18 protein-coding genes are annotated in these 23782 nt (G+C 72.8%); 3 read left to right on the forward strand and 15 right to left on the reverse strand.

All coding sequences use genetic code 11. The features are described 5' to 3' along the window. Positions 1–17 precede the first annotated feature (17 nt). The gene (locus ABZ862_RS28030) at positions 18–1340 is read left to right on the forward strand and encodes a PLP-dependent aminotransferase family protein (RefSeq protein ID WP_360963587.1); all 1323 of its coding nucleotides are present in this window, start codon (positions 18–20) and stop codon (positions 1338–1340) included. Beyond that, the gene (fabI, locus tag ABZ862_RS28035) at positions 1333–2100 is read left to right on the forward strand and encodes an enoyl-ACP reductase FabI (RefSeq protein WP_360963590.1); all 768 of its coding nucleotides are present in this window, start codon (positions 1333–1335) and stop codon (positions 2098–2100) included. Before ABZ862_RS28030 ends, fabI begins: the two co-directional genes overlap by 8 nt. Before the next feature lie 184 nt (positions 2101–2284). Here fabI and ABZ862_RS28040 read toward each other — a convergent pair whose 3' ends face one another. The 14 genes from ABZ862_RS28040 to ABZ862_RS28105 all read right to left on the reverse strand — a co-directional run bounded on the left by ABZ862_RS28040 (position 2285) and on the right by ABZ862_RS28105 (position 17431). Further along, complete coding sequence (locus ABZ862_RS28040; RefSeq protein ID WP_360963593.1) at positions 2285–3718, reverse strand: adenylosuccinate lyase family protein; 1434 nt, start codon at positions 3716–3718, stop codon at positions 2285–2287. After that, positions 3715–5712, reverse strand: coding sequence for an FAD/NAD(P)-binding protein (locus ABZ862_RS28045; RefSeq protein WP_360963596.1), 1998 nt, complete (start codon positions 5710–5712; stop codon positions 3715–3717). The genes ABZ862_RS28040 and ABZ862_RS28045 overlap by 4 nt, the downstream gene beginning before the upstream one ends. Next, complete coding sequence (locus ABZ862_RS28050) at positions 5712–6632, reverse strand: prephenate dehydrogenase (RefSeq protein ID WP_360963599.1); 921 nt, start codon at positions 6630–6632, stop codon at positions 5712–5714. The genes ABZ862_RS28045 and ABZ862_RS28050 overlap by 1 nt, the downstream gene beginning before the upstream one ends. Positions 6633–6715: 83 nt before the next feature. Then, positions 6716–7624 (reverse strand): phytanoyl-CoA dioxygenase family protein, encoded by a 909-nt coding sequence (locus ABZ862_RS28055; protein WP_360963602.1) that lies wholly within the window; start codon positions 7622–7624, stop codon positions 6716–6718. A 50-nt stretch (positions 7625–7674) separates the two neighbouring features. Then, positions 7675–8736 carry a 4-hydroxyphenylpyruvate dioxygenase gene (hppD, locus tag ABZ862_RS28060; protein ID WP_360963604.1) on the reverse strand — a complete coding sequence of 354 codons (1062 nt, stop codon included), beginning with the start codon at positions 8734–8736 and terminating at the stop codon, positions 7675–7677. A 37-nt stretch (positions 8737–8773) separates the two neighbouring features. Then, the gene (locus ABZ862_RS28065) at positions 8774–9334 is read right to left on the reverse strand and encodes a hypothetical protein (protein WP_360963606.1); all 561 of its coding nucleotides are present in this window, start codon (positions 9332–9334) and stop codon (positions 8774–8776) included. Then, on the reverse strand, positions 9327–10619 hold the full coding sequence (locus ABZ862_RS28070) for a beta-ketoacyl-[acyl-carrier-protein] synthase family protein (RefSeq protein ID WP_360963609.1): 1293 nt from the start codon (positions 10617–10619) through the stop codon (positions 9327–9329). The genes ABZ862_RS28065 and ABZ862_RS28070 overlap by 8 nt, the downstream gene beginning before the upstream one ends. After that, positions 10616–12277, reverse strand: a complete 1662-nt coding sequence (locus ABZ862_RS28075) for a class I adenylate-forming enzyme family protein (protein WP_360963612.1) — start codon at positions 12275–12277, stop codon at positions 10616–10618. The genes ABZ862_RS28070 and ABZ862_RS28075 overlap by 4 nt, the downstream gene beginning before the upstream one ends. Continuing rightward, entirely contained in the window at positions 12274–12897 is a 624-nt protein-coding gene (locus ABZ862_RS28080; RefSeq protein ID WP_360963615.1) for a beta-ketoacyl synthase N-terminal-like domain-containing protein, read from the reverse strand. Before ABZ862_RS28080 ends, ABZ862_RS28075 begins: the two co-directional genes overlap by 4 nt. Continuing rightward, positions 12894–14003, reverse strand: a complete 1110-nt coding sequence (locus ABZ862_RS28085; protein ID WP_360963618.1) for a beta-ketoacyl synthase N-terminal-like domain-containing protein — start codon at positions 14001–14003, stop codon at positions 12894–12896. Before ABZ862_RS28085 ends, ABZ862_RS28080 begins: the two co-directional genes overlap by 4 nt. Positions 14004–14025: 22 nt before the next feature. Then, positions 14026–14262 carry an acyl carrier protein gene (locus tag ABZ862_RS28090; protein ID WP_360963621.1) on the reverse strand — a complete coding sequence of 79 codons (237 nt, stop codon included), beginning with the start codon at positions 14260–14262 and terminating at the stop codon, positions 14026–14028. 5 nt (positions 14263–14267) lie between these two features. After that, positions 14268–14540, reverse strand: coding sequence for an acyl carrier protein (locus ABZ862_RS28095; protein WP_360963624.1), 273 nt, complete (start codon positions 14538–14540; stop codon positions 14268–14270). A gap of 179 nt (positions 14541–14719) precedes the next feature. Continuing rightward, positions 14720–16132 (reverse strand): class I adenylate-forming enzyme family protein, encoded by a 1413-nt coding sequence (locus ABZ862_RS28100; protein ID WP_360963627.1) that lies wholly within the window; start codon positions 16130–16132, stop codon positions 14720–14722. Between the two features lie 210 nt (positions 16133–16342). Further along, positions 16343–17431, reverse strand: a complete 1089-nt coding sequence (locus tag ABZ862_RS28105; RefSeq protein ID WP_360963630.1) for an alpha-hydroxy acid oxidase — start codon at positions 17429–17431, stop codon at positions 16343–16345. A 642-nt stretch (positions 17432–18073) separates the two neighbouring features. Between ABZ862_RS28105 and ABZ862_RS28110 the strand changes: the two genes are divergently transcribed. Further along, positions 18074–19900, forward strand: coding sequence for an acyl-CoA dehydrogenase (locus ABZ862_RS28110; RefSeq protein ID WP_360963633.1), 1827 nt, complete (start codon positions 18074–18076; stop codon positions 19898–19900). A gap of 167 nt (positions 19901–20067) precedes the next feature. On the opposite strand, the gene ABZ862_RS28115 is transcribed toward ABZ862_RS28110, so the two are convergent. Next, complete coding sequence (locus ABZ862_RS28115; protein ID WP_360963636.1) at positions 20068–23493, reverse strand: AAA family ATPase; 3426 nt, start codon at positions 23491–23493, stop codon at positions 20068–20070. Between the last annotated feature and the right edge of the window lie 289 nt (positions 23494–23782).

The following is a 23782-nucleotide window of genomic DNA, read 5'->3' on the forward strand; positions in this document are numbered from 1 at the left end:
CACGGAAAGGACGCACCGTGCTGTCCCCCACCAAGCCGCCGGCCGTGCTGGACGCCGCCGCGCTGCACGCCTCGCTGGCCGACCCGCTGCTGGACTCGATGAACTTCCTCAACGAGGTCACCAGCCGTTTCCCGGACGCCGTCTCCTTCGCTCCCGGCCGGCCCTACGACGGCTTCTTCGACCCGGCCACGATCACCACGTACCTGGAGGCGTACACCGACCATCTGCGGCGGGAACGCGGCTACTCCCCCGAGCGCATCCGTACCGAGCTGTTCCAGTACGGCCGTACCAACGGGCACATCCACGAGCTCATCGCCCGCACCGTGGAGAACGACGAGGGCATCCGGGTCCCTGCCCGGTCCGTCGTCGTCACCGTCGGCTGCCAGGAAGCGATGCTGCTGGTGCTGCGGGCGCTGTTCTCCGGGCCGGACGACGTGCTCCTGGTGCCGTCGCCGTGCTATGTGGGCATCACCGGCGCCGCCCGGCTGCTGGACATCCCCGTCGTCGCCGTTCCCGAGGGTCCGCAGGGACTGGACCCGGAGACCTGTGCCGAGACCGTCCGCAGGGTGCGTGCCGACGGACGCCGGCCCCGCGCCCTGTACCTCGTCCCCGACCACGCCAATCCCTCCGGCGCGAGTCTGACCCGCGGGGCCCGGGACCGGCTGCTGGAGATGGCCGCGCAGGAGGACCTGCTGCTGCTGGAGGACAACCCCTACGGGTTCTTCGCCCGGGAGGACGACCCGCCGCCCACGCTCAAGGCTCTGGACCGGGAGCGCCGGGTCGTCTACCTGGGCTCGTTCGCCAAGACCGCGCTGCCGGGCGCCCGCGTCGGCTACGTCCTCGCGGACCAGGAGGTACGTGACGGCGACAGGGTGCGGGGGCTCCTCGCCGACGAACTGTCGAAGATCAAGAGCATGACGACGGTCAACACGCCGTCCCTCACCCAGGCCGTCATCGGCGGGCTGCTGGTCTCCAGCGGCTTCCGGCTGCGGCGGGCCAACGCCGAGGCCATCGCCTTCTACCGTGCGAACCTCGACACCCTCCTGCGGGAACTGGACCGGCGTTTCCCCGCCGGGTTCCGCTCCCGCCACGGCATCTCCTTCAACCGGCCCCGCGGAGGTTTCTTCCTCACGCTGGACGTGCCCTTCGAGGTCAGCCACCAGGCACTGGAGCACTCGGCCCGGAACTTCGGCGTGCTGTGGACGCCGATGCGGGACTTCTACCTCGACGGCGGCGGCAGACGTCAGCTGCGCCTGTCGTGCAGCGCCCTGACAGCCGGGCAGATCGAGGAGGGCGTGGGCCGGCTGGCCGCGTTCGTCGAGGAGCGGCTCCATGGGTGACCTGCTGCGCGGCAAGCGTGTCCTGGTGACCGGCGTCATCACGCAGTCCTCGATCGCCTTCCATGTGGCGCGGCTGGCCCAGGAGGAGGGCGCCGAGGTGGTGCTGACCGGCTACGGCCGTCTCGGCCTCGTCGAACGCGTCGCCGCCCGGCTGCCGAAGCCGGCGCCCGTCGTCGAACTGGACGTCACCGACCGCGACCGGCTCGAGGCGCTGCCGGGTCTGTTGCGTGATCACGTCGACGGGCTGGACGCCGTGGTGCACTCCATCGCGTTCGCCCCGGACGCGGCGCTGGGCGGCAACTTCCTGAACACCCGGTGGGAGGACGTGGCGACCGCCCTCCATGTGTCGGCGTACTCGCTGAAGTCGCTGACCACCGCCTGTCTGCCGCTGCTCGGCGAGGGCGCCTCCGTGGTGGGGCTGGACTTCGACGCCCGGGTCGCCTGGCCCAGCTACGACTGGATGGGGGTGTCCAAGGCGGCGCTGGAGGCCACCGCGCGCTATCTGGCGCGGTATCTCGGACCTCGCGGGGTCCGGGTCAATCTGGTGGCCGCCGGGCCGGTGCGCACCGTGGCGGCGAAGTCGATACCCGGGTTCGCCGATTTCGAGGCGATCTGGGACCGCCGGGCCCTGCTCGGCTGGGACCTGACCGACCCCGTTCCCACCGCGCGGGCCGTCACCGCGCTGCTGTCGGACTGGTTCCCGAAGACCACCGGGGAGATCGTCCACGTGGACGGCGGTGTACACGCCTACGGCGGCTGACCCGCACGCGAAGGGGCCCCCGCGGCGCGGGGGCCCCTTGCCGTACAGGCGCACGTCACGCCTGTGTCGCCTCCCCGGCCGTGTCGCCGGAAGAACACCCGCGCGGCTCCTCCTGAGGGCCTCGACGGCCCGGAGGACACCTGACGCCGCGCGCCGATCCGGCCGGGAACTCGGCGCGGGCTCCTCAGGGCACCGCGACGGGCACGGGGAGCGTGGCGCGGTAGTGGTCCAGGGTCCGGTCCACCAGCGGGCCCGCGACGCCGGTGTAGCGCGTCGGGTCGAGCAGTTCCGTCAGCTCCCCGGCGGAGAGATGGGGGGCGGTGCCGGGGTCGTCGAGCAGGATCTCGGCCAGTGGCCTTCCGTCCGCCGCGGCCCGGTCCACGGCGGCGGACAGCAGCGTCTTCGCCCGTACCCTGCCCACCACGGGGGCCAGCACCGCGGCGACCCGTTCGGTGGCCATGAGGCTGCCGGTGAGCGCCAGGTTCTCCCGCATCCGGTCCGGACGGACGACCAGTCCCCGGGTCAGTTCCACGGCGGTGTGCGCGGCACCGCCCGCCAGGCGCAGGGCGTCGCGGAGCGGCTGCCACTCCGAGTGCCACAGCCCGGCGGGCCGCTCGTCCTCGGCCAGCATGGCACCCGCCAGCACCAACGCGAGGGCGGGGACCTGCTGGGCCGCGGCACGGATCAGGGTGGCGAGGGCCGGGTTGCGCTTGTGCGGCATGGCGGAGGACACGCCGCGCCCGGCGGCGACGGGCTCCGCGACCTCGCCGATCTCCGTACGGGACAGCGTCTGCACGTCCACCGCCAGTTTCCCCAGCGCACCGGTCACTTGGGTGAGGGCGGCGCCCGTCGCGGCGAACGGCGCCCGCGCGGTGTGCCAGGGCAGCACGGGCACGGCCAGACCCGTCTCGGCGGCGTAGGCGTCCAGCAGTCTCGCCGCGTACCCGCCGGGGCCGGCCGCGCCGGCCTCGGCCGGCAGGGTGCGACGGGCGTGCTCGACGTAGCCGGCGAGCGTGCCCGCCGCGCCGCCGAGCTGGGCGGGCAGGCTCTCCCGCACCCGGTGGACCTCCGCACGGGCGTCGAGCACGCCGAGCAGCCAGCCGGCCGCCTTCAGCCCGAAGGTGACGGGCACCGCCTGGAGGGCCAGGGTACGGCCGGCCATGGGGTCGTCCCGGTGCCGCTCGGCAAGCCGGGCCAGGGCCGCCGCGACATTGTCCAGGTCGTCCAGGACGAGGCCGAGGGCACGCCGGATCACCAGGACCGCGGCCGTGTCCATGATGTCCTGGCTGGTGGAGCCGCGGTGGACGTACTCCGCGGCGGCCGGGTCCCGCGCGGCCACCAGCTCCGTCAGCCGCCGCACCAGACCGACCACCGGGTTGGCGGCGCCCCGCGCCTCCCGGGCCAGCGCGACCGGGTCCACCGCCTCGGCGCGGGCCGCCCGTCCGATCGCCTCGGCCGCCCCGACGGGCACCAGTCCGAACCTGCACTGGGCGCGCACCAGGGCCGTCTCGGCGTCCAGCATCGCCTGGATCCAGGCCTCGTCGGAAGTGGCCTCCTCCACCGGGGTACCGGCCCGCACCGGGGAGAGCAGACCGGCGTCCACGCCCGCGCCGGTCATATCGCCGCCTTCGCGGCCATGCCGCGCAGCCCGGGTCGCAGCGAGCCCCCGGCCGGCACCGCCCGGCTCTCCACACTCAGGGCGAGGCAGGCCCCGGCGATGGCGTCCGCGTCGGTCAGCGTCACGGAGTTGACGCCGGGCCGGATACCGGCCGCCGTCACCCAGTGCACCGACTCGGTCGGCACGCCGAAGGCGAACCGCCGCGGGTGGGGCCGGTCCTGGGCATTGATCACGTGGTAGGGACTCTCGGTGACCGCGACGCCCCCGGTCTCGTACGAGTCCTCGTCCGGGTCCGGGATCCGGTGCGGCCGGCACTGCCCCGAACGCAGCAGTCCGCGCAGCAGCGGGTCGGTGGTGCGCCGCACGTCGGTGTCCTGGAGGCGGGCGTCCACGAGGGCGGTGGTCCAGGTCTCCGAACCGGGCACGGCCTCCGAGCGCACCGCGAACATCTCCGCCTGCTCGTCGAACCACGAGGTGATCTGCGGGCCCAGCGGGTGCAGGACGCCCGCGTCGATGAGGGCGAGCATCTCCTCGACGCGGGAGGGCGGCGGGCCGATGGACAGGAAGGCGTTCAGCGGGGTGTACCAGCTGTCGAGGTCCGCGCGGTGCGAACTGCCCCGCAGCCCGCTGTGGTCGACCAGGAGACGCACCTCGTTGCGCAGGTCCCGCAGGACGTCGAGGGCGGCCTTCAGCGGGCTGCTCACATTGCCCCGCCGGGCCTCGGCGAGGTCATGGCGCAGATGGCCGACCAGCCAGGCGCGGAAGTCGGCGGGGCCGGTGAAGCGCCGGTCGCCGTAGGGGCGGGCGATCCGCCGCCAGTCCCAGTACTCGGTGACGGGGACGGCGAACCGGGCCCGGACGGCAGCCTCTTCGCGGTCTCCCCAGGGCACGGGGAGGTAGCGGTCGCGGAACGCCTCGGCGACGGCCGTACCGCGGGTGGCGGTGAGCAGCGTGGCGTAGTAGACCGTCTCGACCTCCTTGGCGACCAGCGGCCACACCTCCCGCCGGAAGTCCAGCCCCGTGCCGTTCAGCGAGCGGCGGCGCAGCGATTCGACGACCTCGGCGGTGAGCACCGCGGGCTCGTGACGGCCGTACGGGCCCTTCTCGTTCTCGCCCCGGGAGTGGTACGGGACACCGCGCCGGGACCCGGCGTACAGCTGCGGTTCGGCGCCCGAGGGCAGGTAGCCGAGACTGCCGTCGTCCTCGCGTACGAAGCGGCCGCCGCGGCCGGTGGTCAGCAGGGCCATGTGGTCGAAGAACGTCAGGCCGAGCCCGAGCAGGGCCACCGGCTCGCGCGGGTGTATCACGCCGAGGTCCACGTCGGCCGGGTTGGCGGGCGGTACGTAGACCAGCCGGTGCCGGGCGGCCGCGGCGGTCAGCGCCCTCTCCCGGGGGGAGAGTTCGGTGAGCACATGGCCCTGGCAGAGCACCACGGCGTGCAGGCCGCTGATGCGGTAGCCGTCCGCGAGACGTACGGTCTGCATCGCGGTCCCGTCGGCGGGGCCGTCGTCGTCGAGGTGGACCGCCGTGGTGCGGTGCAGGCGGACCCGGACGTTGGCCGGTGCGGTGCGGGTGACCCGCTGGAACACCCACTGCAGGTAGTGGCCGTAGAAGGAGCGGGAGGGGTAGTCGTCGGGGCCGAGCCGGGCCGCCTCGGCCAGCACCTCAGGGGCGAGGGCGACGTCGTCGAGGGGCCCCATGACGGTGACGAACCGGGCCCACTCGTACAGGCTCGGCCCCAGGACCAGCGGCCCCGCTATGTCCACGCTGTCGTCGGTGAACATCGTCACCTGGGAGGCGACGGTGTTCATCAGCAGGTCACCGGGCTGGTCGGTACGCCACACCCGGCCCGGACCGGGCAGGTAGGAGTCGATGACGTGCACGGTGGCCCGTGTGCCGGGGTCCGTGCCGGCGACCGCGCAGATCCGCTCCAGTACGGAGAGCCCACGCGGCCCCATGCCGATGATGCAGAGGTTGACCCGTCGGCCGACCATCACGGTCTCCTGTCCGTCGCTTGACTGTCGTCGGCCACCGCGGCGGCCGGGATCCGTGCTCTGCCGGCCACGCCGCGGCTCAGCAGGTCGTGCAGATCGCCCCGGTCGAGCCGACCGCGTTCCGGGTCGTCCTCACCGAGCCAGCGCAGGGCGTCCAGCACCACGTCCAGGTCCTTGGCGAACCTGTCGAGGGTCTCGCGCACGGCGAGGGCGTTGGCGCCGATGATGTCGGTCCACAGTCCGGGGTCGCCGCCGGCGATCCGCACGGTGTCCCGCAGCCCCTGTCCCACGAGTGCCAGGTCGTGCTCCTCCGCCTGTTCCAGACGGGCGGCGAGCAGGCTGGCGACGATGTGCGGCAGGTGGGAGACGAGGGCGACCGAGCGGTCGTGCCGGGAGTGCCCCATCACCACGGGGTCCGCCCGGCACAGCCGCACCAGCTCCAGCACCCGCTCCAGCGCGGCCGGACTGCTGTGTTCGGACGGGGTCACCACCCATGGGCGGCCCTCGAAGAGCTGCCCGTCGGCCGCGCGGGGTCCGGAGCGCTCCCGCCCGGCCATCGGATGGCCCCCGACGTAACGGCTGAGGTCACCGCCGGCTTCTTCGGCCTGCCGCTGCGGTCCGGCCTTGACGCTCGCGACATCGGTGAAACAGTGGGCGAGGCCCCGGCGCTGGTGTTCGACCAGGACCTGTGCGAGCTGGGACGGGGGGACGGCGATGACGGCGAGGTCCGCGGGGGCGGACGGCGGGCCCTTGGTCCCGGCGCCGAGAGAGGCGGCGGTGCCGGCCGCCTCCGGATCGCGGTCCATCAGGAAGACCTCGACGCCTCTGGCCCGCAGCGCCAGGGCGACCGAGGTCCCGATGAGCCCCGTCCCCACGATGACGGCGGTGCGGAGCCTCGCCGCGCCGACGAAGTTGGACACTGCTGCTCCTGTGGTGGTACTGCCCTCGGGCAGTGCGGGGGTCTGCCGGGTGGGCCACGGCGCCGGCCGTGGCCCGGGGCGGTTCAGGACTGCCAGATGACCGGGAGGAACTCCGGGTCGGTGTAGTCGGGCCGGCCCGCGGCGTCCTTGCGGACCAGGACGTCGTGGTTGTAGGCGATCAGGCTGCCGTCGCTGCGCCGGAAGGGCCGGTAGCGGTTCTCGCCGTCCTGGAGGTGCAGCGAGACGGCACGGCGGGGGCGGTCGCTGCGGTTGGCCCCGCTGCCGTGGTAGGTGCGGCAGTGGTGGAAGCTCATGTGACCGCGCGGGATCTCCATGGGGATCTTCTTCACCACCGCGTTGTTGTGGGCGGCGTTCTCGTCCAGCATGGTGTCGAGTTCGCTGCGGTCGCGTTCCGCGAAGTGCAGCGAGGTGGTGTCCCGGACGCCGGTCTCCCGCCACAGGTGGCTGCCGTCGACCATGGTGATGGTGCCCATCTCCTCACCGCAGTCGTGCATGGGGATGAACGCGGTGAGCATCTGCTCGGAGGTGGCGGTCGCCCAGTAGTGCCGGTCGAAGTGCCAGGGCACCAGGTTGCTGACCTCGTCGGGCCGCGGCGGTTTGTAGATGAGGGTCGACTGGAAGACGCGGATCGCCTCCGCCCGGGCCAGGCGTGCGGCCACCGCCCCGATCAGCGGCTTGCGCAGTATCGCGCCGATGGCGTCGACCTCGTAGTGGATGTAGTCGTTGTGCCGCTGGACGGCGCCGTGCCCGGGCTCCCAGTAGGCGAGCTTCGGCGGCCGCACCGGCAGGGCGCGGTCCTTGCGGCCGGCGTCGTAGAACTCGTCGGAGGCCCCTTCCAGGGTGTCGACCTCCTCGTCGGTGAGGAGCTTCTTCGACAGGTACCAGCCGTGCTCCTCGTAGAAGCGGACGTCGTCGTCGGTGGGGAGCAGTGCCTGCTCCTCGGCGGTCAGGGTGAATGCGGGTGCGGTCACGGGAGGGCGGTCCTTTCGTTCCCGGCTCGGATGTCGGACAGGGGCGGGGATCAGCTGGTGGGGGTCTTCTCCCGCTCGACGGCTTCGTAGAGGGCCTTGATGTTTCCGCTGCCGAAGGTCCGGGCGCCGTGGCGGTCGATGATCTCGGTGAAGTAGGTCCGGCGTACGTGTTCGGACTGCGTGAAGATCTGGAACAGCTCCCCCCAGTGGTCGCGGTCGACGAGCACGTTGGTCTCCTCGATGGCGTCGACGGCGACCTCGGTCCGGCCCATCCGTTCACGCAGTCCGCGGTAGTAGGCCGCCGGTGTGGACAGGAACCGCACGCCGCGGTCCTGGAGGGCCGTGACGGTGCCGACGATGTCATGCGTGAGCAGCGCCAGATGCTGGACGCCGGCCCCGCCGTGCCGGGCCAGGAAGTCGTCGATCTGTCCGGGCTGCCGGCCCGGCACGGGCTGGATCAGCGTGAAGGTGATCTCTCCCCCGGGGCTCTGCACCACCTTGGAGTCCATGGCCTGCGCGCCGACCTCGATCAGTTCCTCGAAGATCTGGCGGAAGCCGAAGACCTCCGTGTAGTGGCCGACCGTGGCGTCGAGTTCGCCCGCGGGCAGGCAGACGGCGATGTGGTCCACCAGGGTCAGCCGTTCCTCGGACTCCTCCGGGTCGGGCGCCAGCAGGTCGACGGTGCCGGGCAGGAACTCCTGCTCGGCACCGTGCCGTTCGACGAACCGGTGGACGACGTCGCCGAAGCCCGCGACGTCGGCGGTCACCACCCGGGCGGCGCCGTTCTCGTGGACCGTGGGGCCGGCCAGGGACACGGCGCCCCGGCGGACGGCCGTGCCGTGGGCGGCGCGGGCGTCAGGGGTGACGAAGGCGATGACGGCCACGCCGTCACCGTGCCGGCGCACATAGTCGGCGGCCGGGTGGTCGTCGGTCAGCGCCGAGGTGAGCACGAGCCGGATGCCGCCCTGCTGGAGCAGCAGTGAGCGGTGCCCGGCGACCGCGGGGCTGGTCTCGCCCAGCAGCCGGAAGCCGAAGGCGGTGCAGAAGTAGAAGGCGCTCTGCTTCGCGTCACCGACGTAGAACTCGATGTGGTCTATTCCGTGCACGTTCATTCCCGTCCCCTCTCTCGGGTCGTGTCGGGGTGGTGCCTCAGGGGGCGTCGCGGGGTGCCTCCGCGGCAGGTGCCGTCCGGCGCCGGGCGTCCCGGTCGACGACGGCACGGAAGCGGCAGACGTCGCCGCCGGTGCGGCGGCACTCGACGCAGCTGTCGCGCACGGAGACGCCCATCCCCTCGAACCAGCCGGCCCGCATGTCCAGGCAGGGGCACGCGTAGGTGTCCAGGGCGCGGGCGATGCGCAGCATCTGGAGTGCGAAGTTCTTCGGGACGGTGGTCTCCCACTCGTCCTCGCCGAGCACCGTCTGACTGACCTCGTACATGTCGTCGGTCCACATGAGCGCGGGGATGCGCTCGAACCACTTGACGAACTCCGTCATGGGCAGCTCGTTGAAGTCGACCCGTGTGCGGTGGCGGAACCACATCGCCAGCCGCCGGGCCACGAACTTCATCGCCTCGGCGTTGATCTCGTTGGCCGCCTCGGGCCCGAAGCGTTTGAGCACGCCCTGGTACCAGCGGGCGTCGTGCAGCCACCAGAACTGCCGCAGGGGCACGTCCTCGTCGGGCGCTCCGGGCGGCCGTCCACCGTCATCCATGGCCGTCCTCCGTCGTGCGGGACAGCCGTTTGACGGGGATGCTCGACTGGCCGAAGGCGAGCGTGATGTTGTGCCCGCCGAACGCGAACGAGTTCGACACGGCGGCGGTGACCCGGGTGTCGCGGCTCTTGCCGGTGATGTGGTCCAGTTCGCAGCCGGGGCCGACGGTGTCCAGGTTGCGGGTGGGCGGCAGCAGCCCTTCGGCCAGGGACAGGGCGACGATGCCGGCCTCCACCGCCCCGGCTCCGCCCAGCAGATGACCGGTCATCGACTTGGTGGCGCTGACCGCGGGCGAGCGGTCCCCGAACACGGCGCGGACGGCCTTGGCCTCGGCGATGTCGCCGACCTTGGTGCCGGTGCCGTGCGCGTTGACGTAGTCGACGTCGGAGGGGGCGAGACCGGCGTCCGTCAGGGCGCGGCGCATGGAGTTGACGGCACCGAGCCCGTCGGGCCGCGGTGCGGTGGGGCGGTAGGCGTCGGTCGTGGCGCCCCAGCCCAGCAGGTCCGCGTAGCCTGCGGCGCCCCTGGCGCGGGCGTGCTCGGCGCGCTCCACCACCAGCACGGCGGAGCCCTCGGCCAGCACGAAGCCGTTGCGCCGCTCGTCGAAGGGCCGGCTCGCCGCGCGCGGGTCGTCCCAGCCGCGGGCCAGCGCGCGGGCGTTGCCGAACGCGTCGGCGATCGTGGGATGCAACGGTGCGTCGGCCCCGCCGCACACGACGATGTCCGCGTCGCCGGCCCGGATCAGCCGGAGTGCCTCGGCCACCGACTGGGCGCCGGCGGCACAGGCCGTGGCGATGGCCGCACTGTGTCCGTGTGCGCCGTACTTGATGGCGATCCGGGCCGCCGCCATGTTGGGCAGCATGCCCGGCAGCAGATAGGGGCTGATGGCCGTGCGGCCCCGCTGGTGGCGGGCGCGGGCCTGGTCCTCGTAGGTCTCCAGGCCCGCGCCTCCGCTGGAGACGACGACGCCGGTGCGCCAGGGGTCCACGTCCCGGCCGATCTCGATCCCCGCGTCGGCCAGGGCGGCGTCGGCGGCGGCGAGGGCCAGCAGGACGTACCGGTCGACGCTGCGGCCCTCGCTGGGGGGCAGCACGTCGGCGGCGGCCACGGCGGGCGCGATGCCGGCGACGTCCACCGAACCGGCGACGACGTGGTCGGCGGGCGGGCGGCGCAGTCCGGACCGGCCGGCGCACAGCGCTTCGAACGTCGTGCGCAGGTCCTGGCCGAGCGCGGTGATCAGGCCGATGCCGGTGACGACGGCGGTGTGGCGTGCGGTGTCGCTCATGCCCCGGCCGCCCCGGCCGAGGGGTGCGGTACCTGTTCGCCCAGGATCTCGCCGTCCAGGTAGCGCTGGCGCAGCAGGACCTTGCGGACCTTCCCGGTGGGACCGAGCGGCAGCTGGTCCGGGGCGACGGCCACGACATCCCGCACGGCGGCCGCGACATGGTCGTCCAGGGCGGCGCGGACCTGCGCGTGGCGGTCCGCCGTCACGTCGGCACCGGGCGCGGGCACCAGCAGCACATGGGCGACGGCCGTGCCGTCGTCCCCGGGCAGCGCGACGACCGTGCACTCCAGGATGTCGGGGAGCGCGGCGAGCAGTTGTTCCTCGGCCTTCGCGGTGAAGAGCCGCCGTCCGCCGCCGAGGTCGACCGAGTCCACCATCCGGTCGACGTGGTAGAAGTAGCCGTCCTCGTCGTAGGAGACCAGGTCGCCGGTGAGGAAGTAGCCGGACAGCCGGGTGCGCCAGGTGGTGACCGAGTCGTTCCAGTACCCGAGGGCCACGGTGGGTGCCTGGACGCCCAGCTGGCCCACCTGGCCGGGGCCCAGCGTGTTGCCCTCCTCGTCGAAGACGACGACGTCGGAGAAGGCGTGCTTGCGGCCGATGCAGCGCCCGTAGCGCTCGGTGTCGGGGGTGTGGGTGATGAAGAACTGCGAGTGCCCCATCTCGGTGGAGCCCAGGCCGTCGATGAACTGCGATCCGGGCACCCGCCGGGTGCCGTCGCGTCCGGCGACCTCGCGGCTGCCCAGGGCGACCAGTCGCCGGATGTGCGCCTCGTGCGCGCAGTCCCCGGTGTTCCACCACAGCCCCACGCTGGCGAGGTCCCGGCCGGAGAGGTCCTCGGCGGCCAGTTCCGACCAGGTCGCCGCGAAGCCGAGCACGCCGGTGGGGTGCCACCGTTCGATCGCCTCGAGGACGGCATCGGCCGACTGCTGCGAGATCACCAGCATCTCGGACCGGTTGCACAGGGCGAGGTTGACGGCGATCACGGTCGCGGCGTGCGCGGCGGGCAGTGCGCCGAGGAACCGTGAGAGCGCCTGGGCCTTGGGCAGGGTGAGACGGTGCCGGACGGAGGCGAAGAGGCTGGCGTGGGAGTGGGCGACGGCCTTGGGCAGTCCCGTGGTTCCGGAGGAGTGGGTGATGACGGCGGGGTCGCCGCTGTGGTGCCGGAACTGGTCCGGGGCCGTCGCCGGGTCGCCGGCGCCGAGGGCCGCCACGTCGTGGACGACGGGACCGCCGAGGTCATGGCCCTCCAGCAGCGAGCCGTGCGCGGCGTCGGCCAGGACCGCGGCGGCGCCCAGCCGGCTGATGAAGCGGGCCGCGGTCTCGCCGTCGAGCCTGCCGTTCATCAGTGCGGGGATGGCGCCGAGCCGGCTCAGGGCGAGGTAGCAGAGGACCTGGTCGGCGGCGGAGCCGACGAAGACGGCGACGGGGTCGCGGGGCCCGATGCCGGCGGCGTGCAGCGTGGCCGCGCGGGCGGCTACCCGCTCGTGGAGCTGTCGCAGTGTCAGGGCCTGCCAGGCGGGGTGGCCGTCGACGACGGTGTCAAAGGTCAGAGTCGGTTCGTCCAGCCCGACGCCGCGGTGGACCAGTTCGGTCAGGACGTTGCCGACCCCCAGGTTGTCGTCGGTCGCCAGTTCGGCGCGTATCGACCTCGCGCTCATGAGGGTTCTCCTCCTCGATCGGTGACAGGTGGTGCGATGACGTCGGGGTTTTTGGACGGGTGTTCGGCGCCCGCGCGCGAGCCGGGCGCCCGGGCGGTCACCAGCAGCGCCTCGGCCCGGTCCGGTTCCCCGTCGGTCCAGCCCTGCTCCGCCAGGACCACCAGTGCCTCGTCGGCGTCGCCGTCCGCGATCAGCAGGTCGGCGATGTCCATGCCCTCGGCGCGGGCATCACCGACCGGGCTGACGCAGACGATGGGACCGGCCAGTCCCCAGCGGGCGGCGACCCGCCCGGCCACCGCGTTGGGCACGGACTGGAAGAACAGCAGGGACGGCATACGCGTGCCGTCGTCCACCGCGCGGGCCACGGCCGAGGCGGTGGCCCGGTCGCCGTAGCGGCTGACGAGGACGACGCCCGTACGGTCGCCGTGCGGCACCGGGCCGGGCGGTGTGCAGTGGCGGACGGTGAGGCAGCGGTCGGCGACCGCGCACACCAGCGCGGGGAACGTCGACTCGATGAAGCCGGGCACGGCGGGTGGGTCGCCGCTCTCCCCGGGGCCGGGCCATACGGCCTGGACCCGGACCGCGGAGGCGGCGCGTGATACGGCCTCGGCTGTGTTCACGCGCTCACCACCAGCGCGGTGTTGGCTCCGCCGAAGGCGGCGTTGAGGCTCAGCGCGTGGCGGGTGCGCGGGGTCGGCGTCTCCCCGACAAGGGTGAGGCCGAGTTCCGGGTCGGCGTCCGGGACACCGGCGTTGACGGGCAGTCGCCGCGCTTGCAGGGCGCGGACGACGAGGGTCAGTTCGAGCACTCCGGCCGCCTCCAGGGTGTGGCCGTGCACGGTCTTGGTGGAACTCACCGGTACCTCGTGGCCGTGTGGTCCCAGCGCGCGGTGCAGGGCCACGGCCTCGGCGGCGTCGCTCGCCCGGGTACCGGTACCGTGCGCGTTGACGTAGCCGATGTCGGACGGCGCGAGGCCCGCCCGGCGCAGCGCGGCGACGATCGCGCGGGTCATGCCGACGCCCTCGGGGTGCGGCTGGCTGACGTGGTGGGCGTCGCCCGCCCGGCCCCAGCCGGCCAGCTCCGCCTGGATCTGCGCGCCCCGACCGGCTGCCGAGGCCGCGGACTCCACCACCACGCAGGCCACCGCGTCGCCGAGCAGCAGACCGGACCGGTCGGCGGCGAAGGCTCTGAGGGAGCCTTCCTTCGACAGCGAGCGGCCCGCGTCGAACAGGGCGAAGTGGTCCTCGTCGAGGAGGTAGCCGGCCGCCACGACCAGCCGCTCGTACCGGCCTGCCGCGACGAGTGCCGCGGCGTCGGCGACGGCTGTGCTGCCGGCGACGCACGCGGACGTGTACACCCGTACGCCGCCGCCCAGTCCGGCCGACTCCGCCAGTTCCACGGCGTCCCCGGCGGCGCTGCGTCCGGCCTGTCGGTCTGCGGGCATCCGCACGAAGGCCGGGTCGGGATGGCAGGCCATCAGCAGGGGGGTCGCGGCGCGCTGTGCGACGGTGAGTTTCGCCGCGGTGCATGCCTCGTCGACACAGGCCGTCAGTTCCTCGGCGAGCGAGCGGCTCCCGGGGTGCTCGGCCCCGCTGCTCGCCCGGTAACGGCCGGTGTCGAACCGGGTGACCGGGGCGAAGGCGGGCGCTCCGGTCACCGCCGCCTCGAACAGCGGCTCCACGCCGCGGCCGCAGGCCGACAGCGCCGACATACCCGTGATGGCCACGGGACGTGCCCCCCGCCCGGTGTCAGCCACGGGCGCTCCGCTCCAGTGCGCCGCGCAGGACCTCGACGGCCGCGGGAACGGTCGTCATCCGGGACAACTCGTCGTCTCCCAGATCGAGTTCGGCACCGTGCCGCTGCTCGACCTGGTTGAGGAGCCAGGCGAGCTCCATGGAGTCGATGCGCTCGTCCAGGTCCTGGGCCGTCCGTTCGCGGAAGGTCGCCAGCAACTCGAGTACGTCCTGCCGGTCCAGCCGGTGCACCGGGTTCACTCCGACCGGCCGCCCGTCTGCGCCAGGGCGGCCCGCCGGGTGATCTCGACGACGAGTTCACCGAGGGTCATCAGGGCGAACTGCTCGGTCTCGTCCTCCTCGATCCTGACCTGGAACCTGTCCTCGACCTGTATGGCCAGCTCCGCCAGGGCGAGGGATTCCAGGTCGAGGCCGAGCGGGCCGAGAGGGGTGGAGTCGTCGATCGCGGACACGTCGTAGTTCATGGCGGCGAGCGCCTCCAGTACGTAGGCACGGATGTCGTTCGACACGGGCGTACTCCTGTTCTCTCGGGTGGGTGCGGGACGGGTCCGGGAGGCCCCGGACGGCTGTGGGCAGGCCGCGGTGACGCGGCAGGCGCGGGGAAGCGCGGCTGCGGGACGGCGCGGGTGCGTGGGAAGGGTCCGGCCGGAGGCGAGGACGTGGTGGGGACGAAGGAGCCGGGACGGGCTCAGCGGTCCTCGGCGTCCGCGGCCCAGCGGCGCAGTGCCGCGGGGTCTCTGAGGAGCTTGCCGGTGGCCGTGCGCGGGAGGGCGGGCAGAACCCGCAGTGAGCGCGGCCGCTTGTACGCGGCCAGCCGGTCGGCGAGTTGCTTCTCCAGTTCGGCCGCCGGAGTGGGGGGATCGACGGTGAGGTACGCGGCGATGGCGGTGTCGTGCACCACGACGGCCTCCGCCACGCCGGGCAGTCCGGTCAGTGTCTCCTCGACCTCGGTGAGGTCCACCTTGAGGCCGCCGACGGAGACCTGGGAGTCGAGGCGGCCGTGCACCTGGAGCAGGCCGGTCGCCGGGTCGAAGGTGCCCGCGTCGTGGGTGCGCAGCCAGCCGTCCGCCCATCGTCCGGGTGCGACGTCGCCCGCGTACGGCGACTCGGGCAGGCCCAGCAGGATCTCGCCGTCGTCCACGCGGACCCCGAGACCGGGCACGGGTCGGTGTGCGGGCCGGTGCCGGCCGTCGAGGTCGGTGGCGATGACACCTGCCTCGGTCATCCCGTACATGCTGCCGAGGGGCACCTGGTACCGCTTGGTGAACGCCTCCCACACGCTGGGCCGCACCGGTTCGCCACCGGTGATCATGCGGCGCAGCCCCGGGAGTGCGCGGGGCTGGTCGACACCGGCGAGGACCTCGGCGTGGAAGGGCACGCCGAGCAGCGTGGTGGGTGCGTCGCGCAGGGCCACGGCACGCAGGATGCCGTCCACGGTCAGGCGGGCGGGCACGACCATCTCGACGCCGGCGTGCAGGCTGTACAGCAGCCCGCCGACGAGGCCGAGCACATGCAGCGGCGAGGCGGTGACCACGACGCGCTCGCCCGAGCGGGGGAAGCCGTCCAGCACGGCGTAGCGGCGGAGTTCGGTGGTGACGTTCTCCGCCGAACGGCCGATGATCTTCGAGGGTCCGGTGGAGCCCGAGCTGAGCTGGATGAGCGCGTGGGACGAGGCGGCGGGGCGGCCGTCGTCGTGGGTCCGGACGTGTGCGTCGGTGTCGAAGAATCCGCGTAACGCGCCTTCGGGTGCGTTCGTGGGCTCCACGGACAGCTGCGGGGCGAGCCGTTCATGGGCCCGCGCCACTTCCCGCGCGGTCAGCCGGTAGTCCAGCAGGGCGACCTGGGCACCGCACTGCCAGGCGGCCAGCAGTGTGGTCACGTAGGCGACGGACGGCGGCAGATGCAGGGCGAGTGTGCCGCCGGGGCCCAGCCCGGCGTGGGCGAGCTGCGTACGACGCTCGTCGACCAGGGTGCGCAGGGTGCCGCGGTCCAGAGGTGTGCCGAGGTGGAGACAGGGCTGGTCGTGCGGGCCGGCCAGCAGGGTGCGGTCCACCCAGGCGTCGGGTATCGGGGTGATCGGCTCCAGGGCTGGTGCGGGCATGAGAGATCGTCAAGCCTTCCGGTGTGTGAGGACAGGTCTGTCGACGTCCGGCTCAGGCGGTGCTGGTGCCGCATACGGCACGCGGGGTGGCCGCGGTCGTACGGCTGGTGCGGGTGAGGTTCGGGCGGTGCGGGGTGCGCCGGGCCCGGGGCCGCCCTTCCGGTGGATCTCCGGGGGGCGGGGAGCGGCGCCCCGGTGCCGCAGCAGGCACTAGGTGACGTGGGCGGTGCCCACGAGAGCCGGCCCGATGTCGTCGAGCCGCGGGCAGCCGGACAGGGCCATCGCGTCCTCCAGCTCCGTGTGCAGCAGGCGCAGCACACCGCGTACGCCCCGGTGTCCGCTGTGGGCCAGCCCCCACAGCACCGGTCTTCCGACCAGGGCGGCGCGGGCGCCGAGGGCGAGCGCCTTCAGGATGTCCGTGCCGTGGCGGATGCCGCCGTCGACGAGGACCTCGCAGGCACCGTCCACCGCGTCGACCACTTCGGGCAGGGCGTGCACGCCGGCTGTCGCGGAGTCGAGCTGCCGGCCTCCGTGGGTGGAGACGACGACGGCGTCGACACCGTGGGCGACGGCGAGCCGGGCGTCCTCCGCGGTGAGGATGCCTTTCAGGACGAGCGGGAGCGTGGTGCGCTGACGCAGCCACGCGAGATCGTCCCAGGTGACGGCAGGGTCGAACTGCTCACTCGCGTGTTGCTGCACGACGGACGAGCCGGCGGTGACCGGACTGCCGACGGTCATCACGTCGGGGTCCAGATTCACCGCACGGACACCGTCCGGCAGTGTGAACCCGTTACGCAGGTCGTGGGTGCGCCGGCCGATCCTGGGCGCGTCGACGGTCAGCACCAGGGCGTGGAAGCCCGCCGCCTCGGCCCGGGCGACCAGTTCTTTGAGCACGTCGCGCCGCCGCAGCCAGTACAGCTGGAGCCAGAGCGGCCCCCTGGCGGCCGCGGCGATCTCCTCCAGGGTGCGGCTGGCGAACATGCTGACCGTCAGGAGTGCCCCGGCCTCACCGGCGGCCCGCGCGGTGGCGGTCTCGCCGTCCGGGGAGGCGAGCCGGTGGTAGGCCATCGGCGCGATGCCGAGCGGGAAGGAGAGCGGCGCCCCGAGCACGGTGGTGCGGGCGTCCGGTGCGGAGACGTCGACGAGCACCCGGGGACGCAGCCGGAGCCGGTCGAGCGCGGCTCGGTCGGCGGCGAGCGTGGACTCGGTGCCGCTGCCGCCCTGCACGAAGTCCCACACCTCGGCCGGAAGACGCACCCGGGCCTGCTCGCCGTACTCGTAGATGGTCAAAGGCTCCATGACACGTCCGTCTTCGTCGGGTCGGAAAGGGCCGCTGGCGTATGACGTACGATCAACACCGTACAGACTAACCGATCGTTCGTCTAGTTTTATTCGCGATGAGATCACGCGGGCAACACACCCTTACGCGGAAGACGATCCTCCCGTCGCCGCCCCCATGCCGAGCGACACCACGCGGGCGATTCTGGATCACGGATCCTTCCCCGCGCGGAACATCCTGATCAAGATAAGGCAAAGGAGCGAAGAGCGCGAACAAAAGCGGGTCCGCGAGAAATTGACTTTCCTTCACCAGCCCGCCGAGACCGTGCGCAAGGTCCACCTCCCGCAGTCGATCAGCGCAGCTCAAGGCGTTTTCAAACAGGCCGCACGACGCGAATTCCGTACGACCGGCCGACCGGCGGAGCCGACCCCTCACATTGCGGCCGAACCCCTATCGCCACCCGCCTTGCAACCTGGTGCAACCCCCTGTACGCGAATGCGCCCCTTAGCCGTTCACCCACTCCGCACCGCCCGTTCCCCGTATCCGGAGGACCCCTCCGGGCGAGTGCGCCCCCTATCGCCGACGACGCCTCCTGTCCACACCTCCCACACCCTGCTACTGTCAAAAAAAGCACGAACGTTCGGACAAATCGGAGGAAGGGCATGAGCCACTACAAGTCCAACCTGCGCGACCTGGAGTTCAACCTCTTCGAGACGCGCGGCCAGGACACCCCGTTCGGAACCGGTCCCTACGCCGAGCTGGACGAGGCCACCGCGCGCAGCGTGCTCCGCGAGGCCGCCCGACTGGCCGAGGAGCAACTGGCGGACTCCTTCACCGACGCCGACCGCAACCCTCCGGTGTACGACCCCGCCGCTCGCTCGGCGACCGTGCCCGACAGCTTCAAGAAGAGCTACCGGGCTTTCATGGACGCCGGGTTCTGGCGTCTCGGCATGGTGGAGGAGATCGGCGGCACCCCCTGCCCGCGCACCCTGTACTGGGCCCTCGGCGAACTCGTCCTCGGTGCCAATCCGGCGATCTGGATGTACGCGACCACACCGGCGTTCGCCGGCATCCTCCACCAGGAGGGCACGGAGGTCCAGCGCCGGATCGCCCGGCTGATGGTGGACCGGGAGTGGGGCTCGACGATGGTGCTCACCGAGCCGGACGCGGGCTCGGACGTGGGTGCCGGCCGCACCAGGGCGGTCCGGCAGGCGGACGGCTCCTGGCACATCGAGGGCGTGAAGCGCTTCATCACCTCCGGTGAGCACGATCTGTCCGACAACATCATCCACTTCGTCCTGGCCCGCCCGGAGGGTGCGGGCCCGGGCACCAAGGGGCTGTCCCTCTTCCTCGTACCGAAGTACGAGTTCGACGTCCGGTCCGGTGAGCTGGGCGAGCGCAACGGCGTCTACGCCACCAATGTCGAGCACAAGATGGGACTGAAGGTCTCCAACACCTGCGAGCTGACCTTCGGCGACCGCCACCCCGCCAAGGGCCTGCTGATCGGTGACCGGCACGACGGCATCCGTCAGATGTTCCGCATCATCGAGCTGGCCCGCATGATCGTCGGTTCCAAGGCGATCGCCACCCTGTCCACCGGCTACCTCAACGCACTGGAGTACGCCAAGGAACGTGTCCAGGGCCCCGACCTCAGGCAGCTCACGGACAAGACCGCGCCCAGGGTGACCATCACCCACCACCCGGACGTCCGCCGTTCCCTGATGATGCAGAAGGCTTACGCGGAGGGCATGCGCGCCCTGGTGCACCGCACCGCCTCGGTACAGGACGCGATCGTCCTCAAGGAGACCGCCGGCGAGGACGCCACGGCCGAGCACGCCCTCAACGACCTGCTCCTGCCCCTGGTGAAGGGGTACGGCTCGGAGAAGGCGTACGAGCAGCTGGCCCAGTCGCTCCAGACGTTCGGCGGCTCCGGTTACCTCCAGGAGTACCCGATCGAGCAGTACATCCGCGACGCCAAGATCGACACCCTCTACGAGGGCACCACCGCCATCCAGGGCCAGGACTTCTTCTTCCGCAAGATAGTCCGCAACCATGGTGCGGCCTTCGGTCTGCTCGCCGGGGAGGTCGGGGAGTTCCTCGCCCTGGGCACGGGCGGCGAGGTTCTGGCCGGTGCCCGCGAGCACCTCGCCGAGGCGGCCGCCGACCTGGAGGCGATCGTCGCCCTGATGCTGAGCGACCTCACCGCCGCCGAGCAGCACGCCGAGCACATCTACAAGGTCGGCCTGAACACCACCCGCCTGCTGCTCGCCTCCGGCGATGTCGTCGTCGGCTATCTGCTGCTGCGGGGTGCCGCGGTCGCCGCCGGGAAACTGCCCGACGCGACGGGCCGGGACCGGGCGTTCTACGCCGGCAAGATCGCCGCGGCGAAGTTCTTCGCGGCCGAGGTCCTGCCCGCCGTCACCCTGGCCCGCAAAATCGCCGAGGACGTCGGCCTGGACGTGATGGAACTGGACGAGGACGCGTTCTGACCCGACCGGCGGAGACCAGGTGTCTCCGGGGCCGACGGCATCGGGGCGGACCGACCGCGCGCCGGCAGGACAGGACCCCCGCACGAGGCACGGACCGGCGACAGGAGCGGGACGGGGCCGCGGGCCGGTGCCTCCGGCGGCCCGCTCCCGCTTTCCCCGGCCACCGGCTACTTCTCCGCCGCGGGGCCGAGCACACGGGCGAGTTGCGTCCGGCGCCGCACCCCCAACTTGCGGTAGACCCTCGTGAGATGCTGCTCGACCGTACTGACGGTGATGCCCAGGGTGCGCGCGATCTCACGGTTGGGCGTGCCGCCGGCCGCCAGCCGTGCCGTCCGCAGCTCGGCAGGGCTCAGCCAGGTGCCGGCCGAGTCGGCCGCGGTCACCGCCGCCGACCCGGCCCGCCGCACGGAACCGCCGGAAACGGGTGCTCCGCCGAGGCCCGCGGCACCCGTCACAGGAACGGCCGCACCGGTACGCGTACCGCAGGCCGGGCGATCGGCCTCGTCCACCCGAGCGCCCCGGCCGGCCCGCGCCGACCCGCCCGTCCGCGCCGTCCTGTTCGCCCGAGCCCTTTCGCCCGCTTTCGCCCCTTCCCCCGGCCGCACACCCGGGTCCGTCAGCGCCACTCCCCCGGCCACGGCCCCGCCGGGAACCGCACGTCCTTCGGAGACGGGAGCGTCCCGGCGTACCAGGCCGGCCGGCCGGCCCGTCACGCGGGCCCGCGAAAACGCCCCGGCCCGGTGCGAGCGGACCTCCTTGCCCGCCCGCACCGTTCTGCCGGCCGGTGCGGTCGTGCCCGTTCTGCCGGTGGTCGCCGCAGGGGAGCCGAGCCGTGCCGCGAGGGGCGCGGCGGCGCAGGCGCCGGCCAGCGCGAGGGCACTGCGGCGGGCCTCCCCCGCCCGGTCGGGACGGCCGGCCGCCTGGTACGCGGCGGCCAGGTCGGCCAGTACGCGCGCCCTCTCCAGCCGGTCACCGCAGTGCTGGAGCAGCTCCGCCGCTTCCGTCAGCGACAGCAGGGACCGCTCGGTGCTCTGCGTCGCCGCGTTCGTCCGCAGGGCCAGTGCCCGCGAGCGGGACGCTCCCAGCTGCGCGGCAAGGGTCTCCTGCGCGGTCGCGTACCCGGCGGCACCGGCCGTGTCGTCCAGAACCAGCAACGCCTGGGCCACGGAGCTGCGCCACGGCACCAGCCCGGGGTGGTCGATGCCCCAGCCCGACATCAGCTCGCCGCAGGCCAGGAAGTCGTCCAGCGCGGCGCGCGGACGTCCCCGCGCGAGGTGATGATGTCCGCGCGCGTGCAGGTACGGCAGCCCGAATCGGCTGTCGAGACTGCCCGGGTGCAGGGGCAGGTCGAGCAGTCCGGCCGCCTCACCGAACCGTCCCTGCTCGGTCAGCACCGCCACGAGGACGGCCACGGGGGCGCAGTACGCGACGCCCCAGGACTCCGGCCCCAGGTCCGACAGCGCTTCGCGGGCACAGCTCTCCGCGATCCGCAACGACCCGGTCCGCAGCGCGGCCTCGGCCCGGATCACGGTGAGCATCGCGTGCCACAGAGGGAACCGGTCGGCACCGTCCGCTTCCGCCAGCCGTGTCGACCAGTCCCAGGCCCGGGACGTCTGTTCCAGACAGAGCAGAGCCTGGAGGGCGACGAGGGCCGACTCGCGTTCGCTGTCGCACTCGTTCCCCCCGCCGGCGTTGCCCGACCGGGCCAGCAGACGTTCGGCGAGATAGACGTCCTCCGTATGCCCGGCTCCGGCGAGCACACCCACGAGCAGCGCGGAGGCCTGTTCCTTCGGCAGAGCGGTCACGGCCGCCTGCCGCTGCGGCGGCAGCGGTCCCCGCAACGAGGGGAAGGAGTGTCCCAGCCACAGCCCGGCCAGCCGCAGTTCACCGGGGAGTCCGTCGCGGTGTGCGCGTTCGTGCGCGCCGAGGATCTCGCCGACGGCATCGAAGCAGCCGTTCCACAGGAGAGCGCGCAGCAGCCACGCCGTGTGCCGGCCGCCCAGTTCTCCCCGGCGCTGGGCCTCGATCAGTGCCGGGAGGTACCGGGCCGCGGCGGCCGGATCGCTCCGCCACTCCAGCAGCATCGTCCTGGAGACGATCCGGGCCCGGCGGCCGGGCTCCGGGCATGCCTCGGCGGCCCGGCGCAGACAGGCCAGTGCCAGGTGCGTGTGTCCGGCGACGACCGCCTGCTCCGCCACCTCCTCGAGCAGCGACAGCAGCTGGCCCCCGCCGCCCTTCCCGACCGCGAGCAGCTGTTCGGCGACGGCGGTGACCTCGGCGCCCTCCTCGCGCAGCAGCCGGGCCGCCGTGATGTGCAGATCGGCTCTGGCACCGGGAGGAAGGCAGTCCAGCAGCGCGGAACGCGTCGCGTTGTGTCCGAAGCGTCCGCGCGTCACCAGGCCCAGCGCCTCCAGGCTCGCCAGGGTGTGGCCGACCGCACGCTCCTCGCAGTCGGCCAGCCGGCTCAGCAGAGGGGTGGTGGCCGCGGGTCCGAGCACGGCCAGGGCGCGGGCTGCCGGGAGCACACCGGGCCAGCTCCGGCGTACGAGACCCATGACGGTGTGCTGGAAGGACGCCGCGGGCGAGCCGTGCGGGATTTTCTCGTCGACCGGGGCGGCCACGGGGGACTCGGCAGCCGCGGAGGCCGACGTGTGATGCGCGATACCGGCGACAACGGCCATTCCGGAATGCATTCTTCCGAAACCCTCCGCCGCGCGTTCCGTCCTCACCGCGATTCCAGGACCGCCGAATTCCGTTCCGGCGGACACCGTGCCCCCGAGAACGGGGCTCACGACAGGACCCGCGCCGATGTCGGCCGCCACCAGGTCGGCTGCCATGGCGCGCACCAGGGCCGGGTTTCCCCCGGTGGTGGCGTGGAAATGAGGCGCGAGCAGCCGGGCCCGCCGCGCTCCGATCCGCCGGGTCAGCAGGCGGGCGACACCGGCGACGGAGAGCGGAGGCAGTTCGACGGCGTGATAGTGACGCAGTCCCGGGAACTCGCCCCGCAGTTCCGCCAGCGGCGAGTGCGGGTGATCCCCCTCCGCCAGGATCACCGCGACCCGCGCCGCGTCGGCACGACGGGCGACGTACAGCAGACAGCGCAGGGACGCGAGGTCGGCGTCGTGGACGTCGTCCACCCCTATGACGACGGTGCGCCGGGCCGTGACGTGCTGCATCTCCGACCACAGCCGGTGGGCGAACTCCACTCCCGGGGTGTCGGAGGCAACGGCCCGCGCGGACCCCGCCGCCCAGGGCCGTGGCAGCCGCGCGGCCAGCTGACGTACCACTCCGAGCTGGAGCTCGCGCTCGAACGACCACGCCGCGGCGTCCAGCACCACATGCCCGGCGGCCCTGGCGTGCCGAAGGGCCCGGCGCAGCAGGGCTGTCTTGCCACGTCCTGCCGCGCCGCTCACCAGGGCGAGGCCGCCCTGCCCCCGGGCGGCCCGGTCGATGAGCCCTGTCAGGACACCGACGGCCTCCTCCCGCTCGACGAGTTCGTCCTCCGGCGCTAAGTCCCCGGCGGGTTCGTCGTCCGCCGATGTCCGGTTCGTCCGATGGGGACGCGCCGGCATCGCCCCCGTGTGGTGAGCCACTCGAATCCCCTTCGCTTCCGAGACGCGCAGGACCGTATACATGCCGCACACGGCGTTCGCGCGCCTGAACGAATATCCCCCGCGCCGCCTGGCTAATGCCATTGGCATGCACATACTTTTGCATTGCTTTGTGTTTCCCGGCGCCCTGCCTCTGAACGGGTGAACGGGCGGCACACGACGGCCGGAGGACAACCCCTAGTGTCCTGAGTCGTTAATTCGTGTGCAGTATGCGGCGAGGGTGTCGAGGATGTCGTCGGCGGTCTTCGTCCAGACGAACGGCTTGGGGTTC

It is taken from the genome of Streptomyces sp. NPDC047000 (genome assembly GCF_040644295.1).
In the GTDB taxonomy this organism is placed as follows: domain Bacteria; phylum Actinomycetota; class Actinomycetes; order Streptomycetales; family Streptomycetaceae; genus Streptomyces.

Excerpts from the sequence above, each read along its gene's own strand:
- ABZ862_RS28110 (WP_360963633.1), top strand. The coding sequence starts at position 18,074 with ATGAGCCACTACAAGTCCAACCTGCGCGACCTGGAGTTCAACCTCTTC.
- ABZ862_RS28040 (WP_360963593.1), bottom strand. The coding sequence starts at position 3,718 with ATGACCGGCGCGGGCGTGGACGCCGGTCTGCTCTCCCCGGTGCGGGCC.
- ABZ862_RS28100 (WP_360963627.1), bottom strand. The coding sequence starts at position 16,132 with ATGCCCGCACCAGCCCTGGAGCCGATCACCCCGATACCCGACGCCTGG.
- fabI (WP_360963590.1), top strand. The coding sequence starts at position 1,333 with ATGGGTGACCTGCTGCGCGGCAAGCGTGTCCTGGTGACCGGCGTCATC.
- ABZ862_RS28065 (WP_360963606.1), bottom strand. The coding sequence starts at position 9,334 with ATGGATGACGGTGGACGGCCGCCCGGAGCGCCCGACGAGGACGTGCCC.
- hppD (WP_360963604.1), bottom strand. The coding sequence starts at position 8,736 with ATGAACGTGCACGGAATAGACCACATCGAGTTCTACGTCGGTGACGCG.
- ABZ862_RS28105 (WP_360963630.1), bottom strand. The coding sequence starts at position 17,431 with ATGGAGCCTTTGACCATCTACGAGTACGGCGAGCAGGCCCGGGTGCGT.
- ABZ862_RS28045 (WP_360963596.1), bottom strand. The coding sequence starts at position 5,712 with ATGGTCGGCCGACGGGTCAACCTCTGCATCATCGGCATGGGGCCGCGT.
- ABZ862_RS28070 (WP_360963609.1), bottom strand. The coding sequence starts at position 10,619 with ATGAGCGACACCGCACGCCACACCGCCGTCGTCACCGGCATCGGCCTG.
- ABZ862_RS28075 (WP_360963612.1), bottom strand. The coding sequence starts at position 12,277 with ATGAGCGCGAGGTCGATACGCGCCGAACTGGCGACCGACGACAACCTG.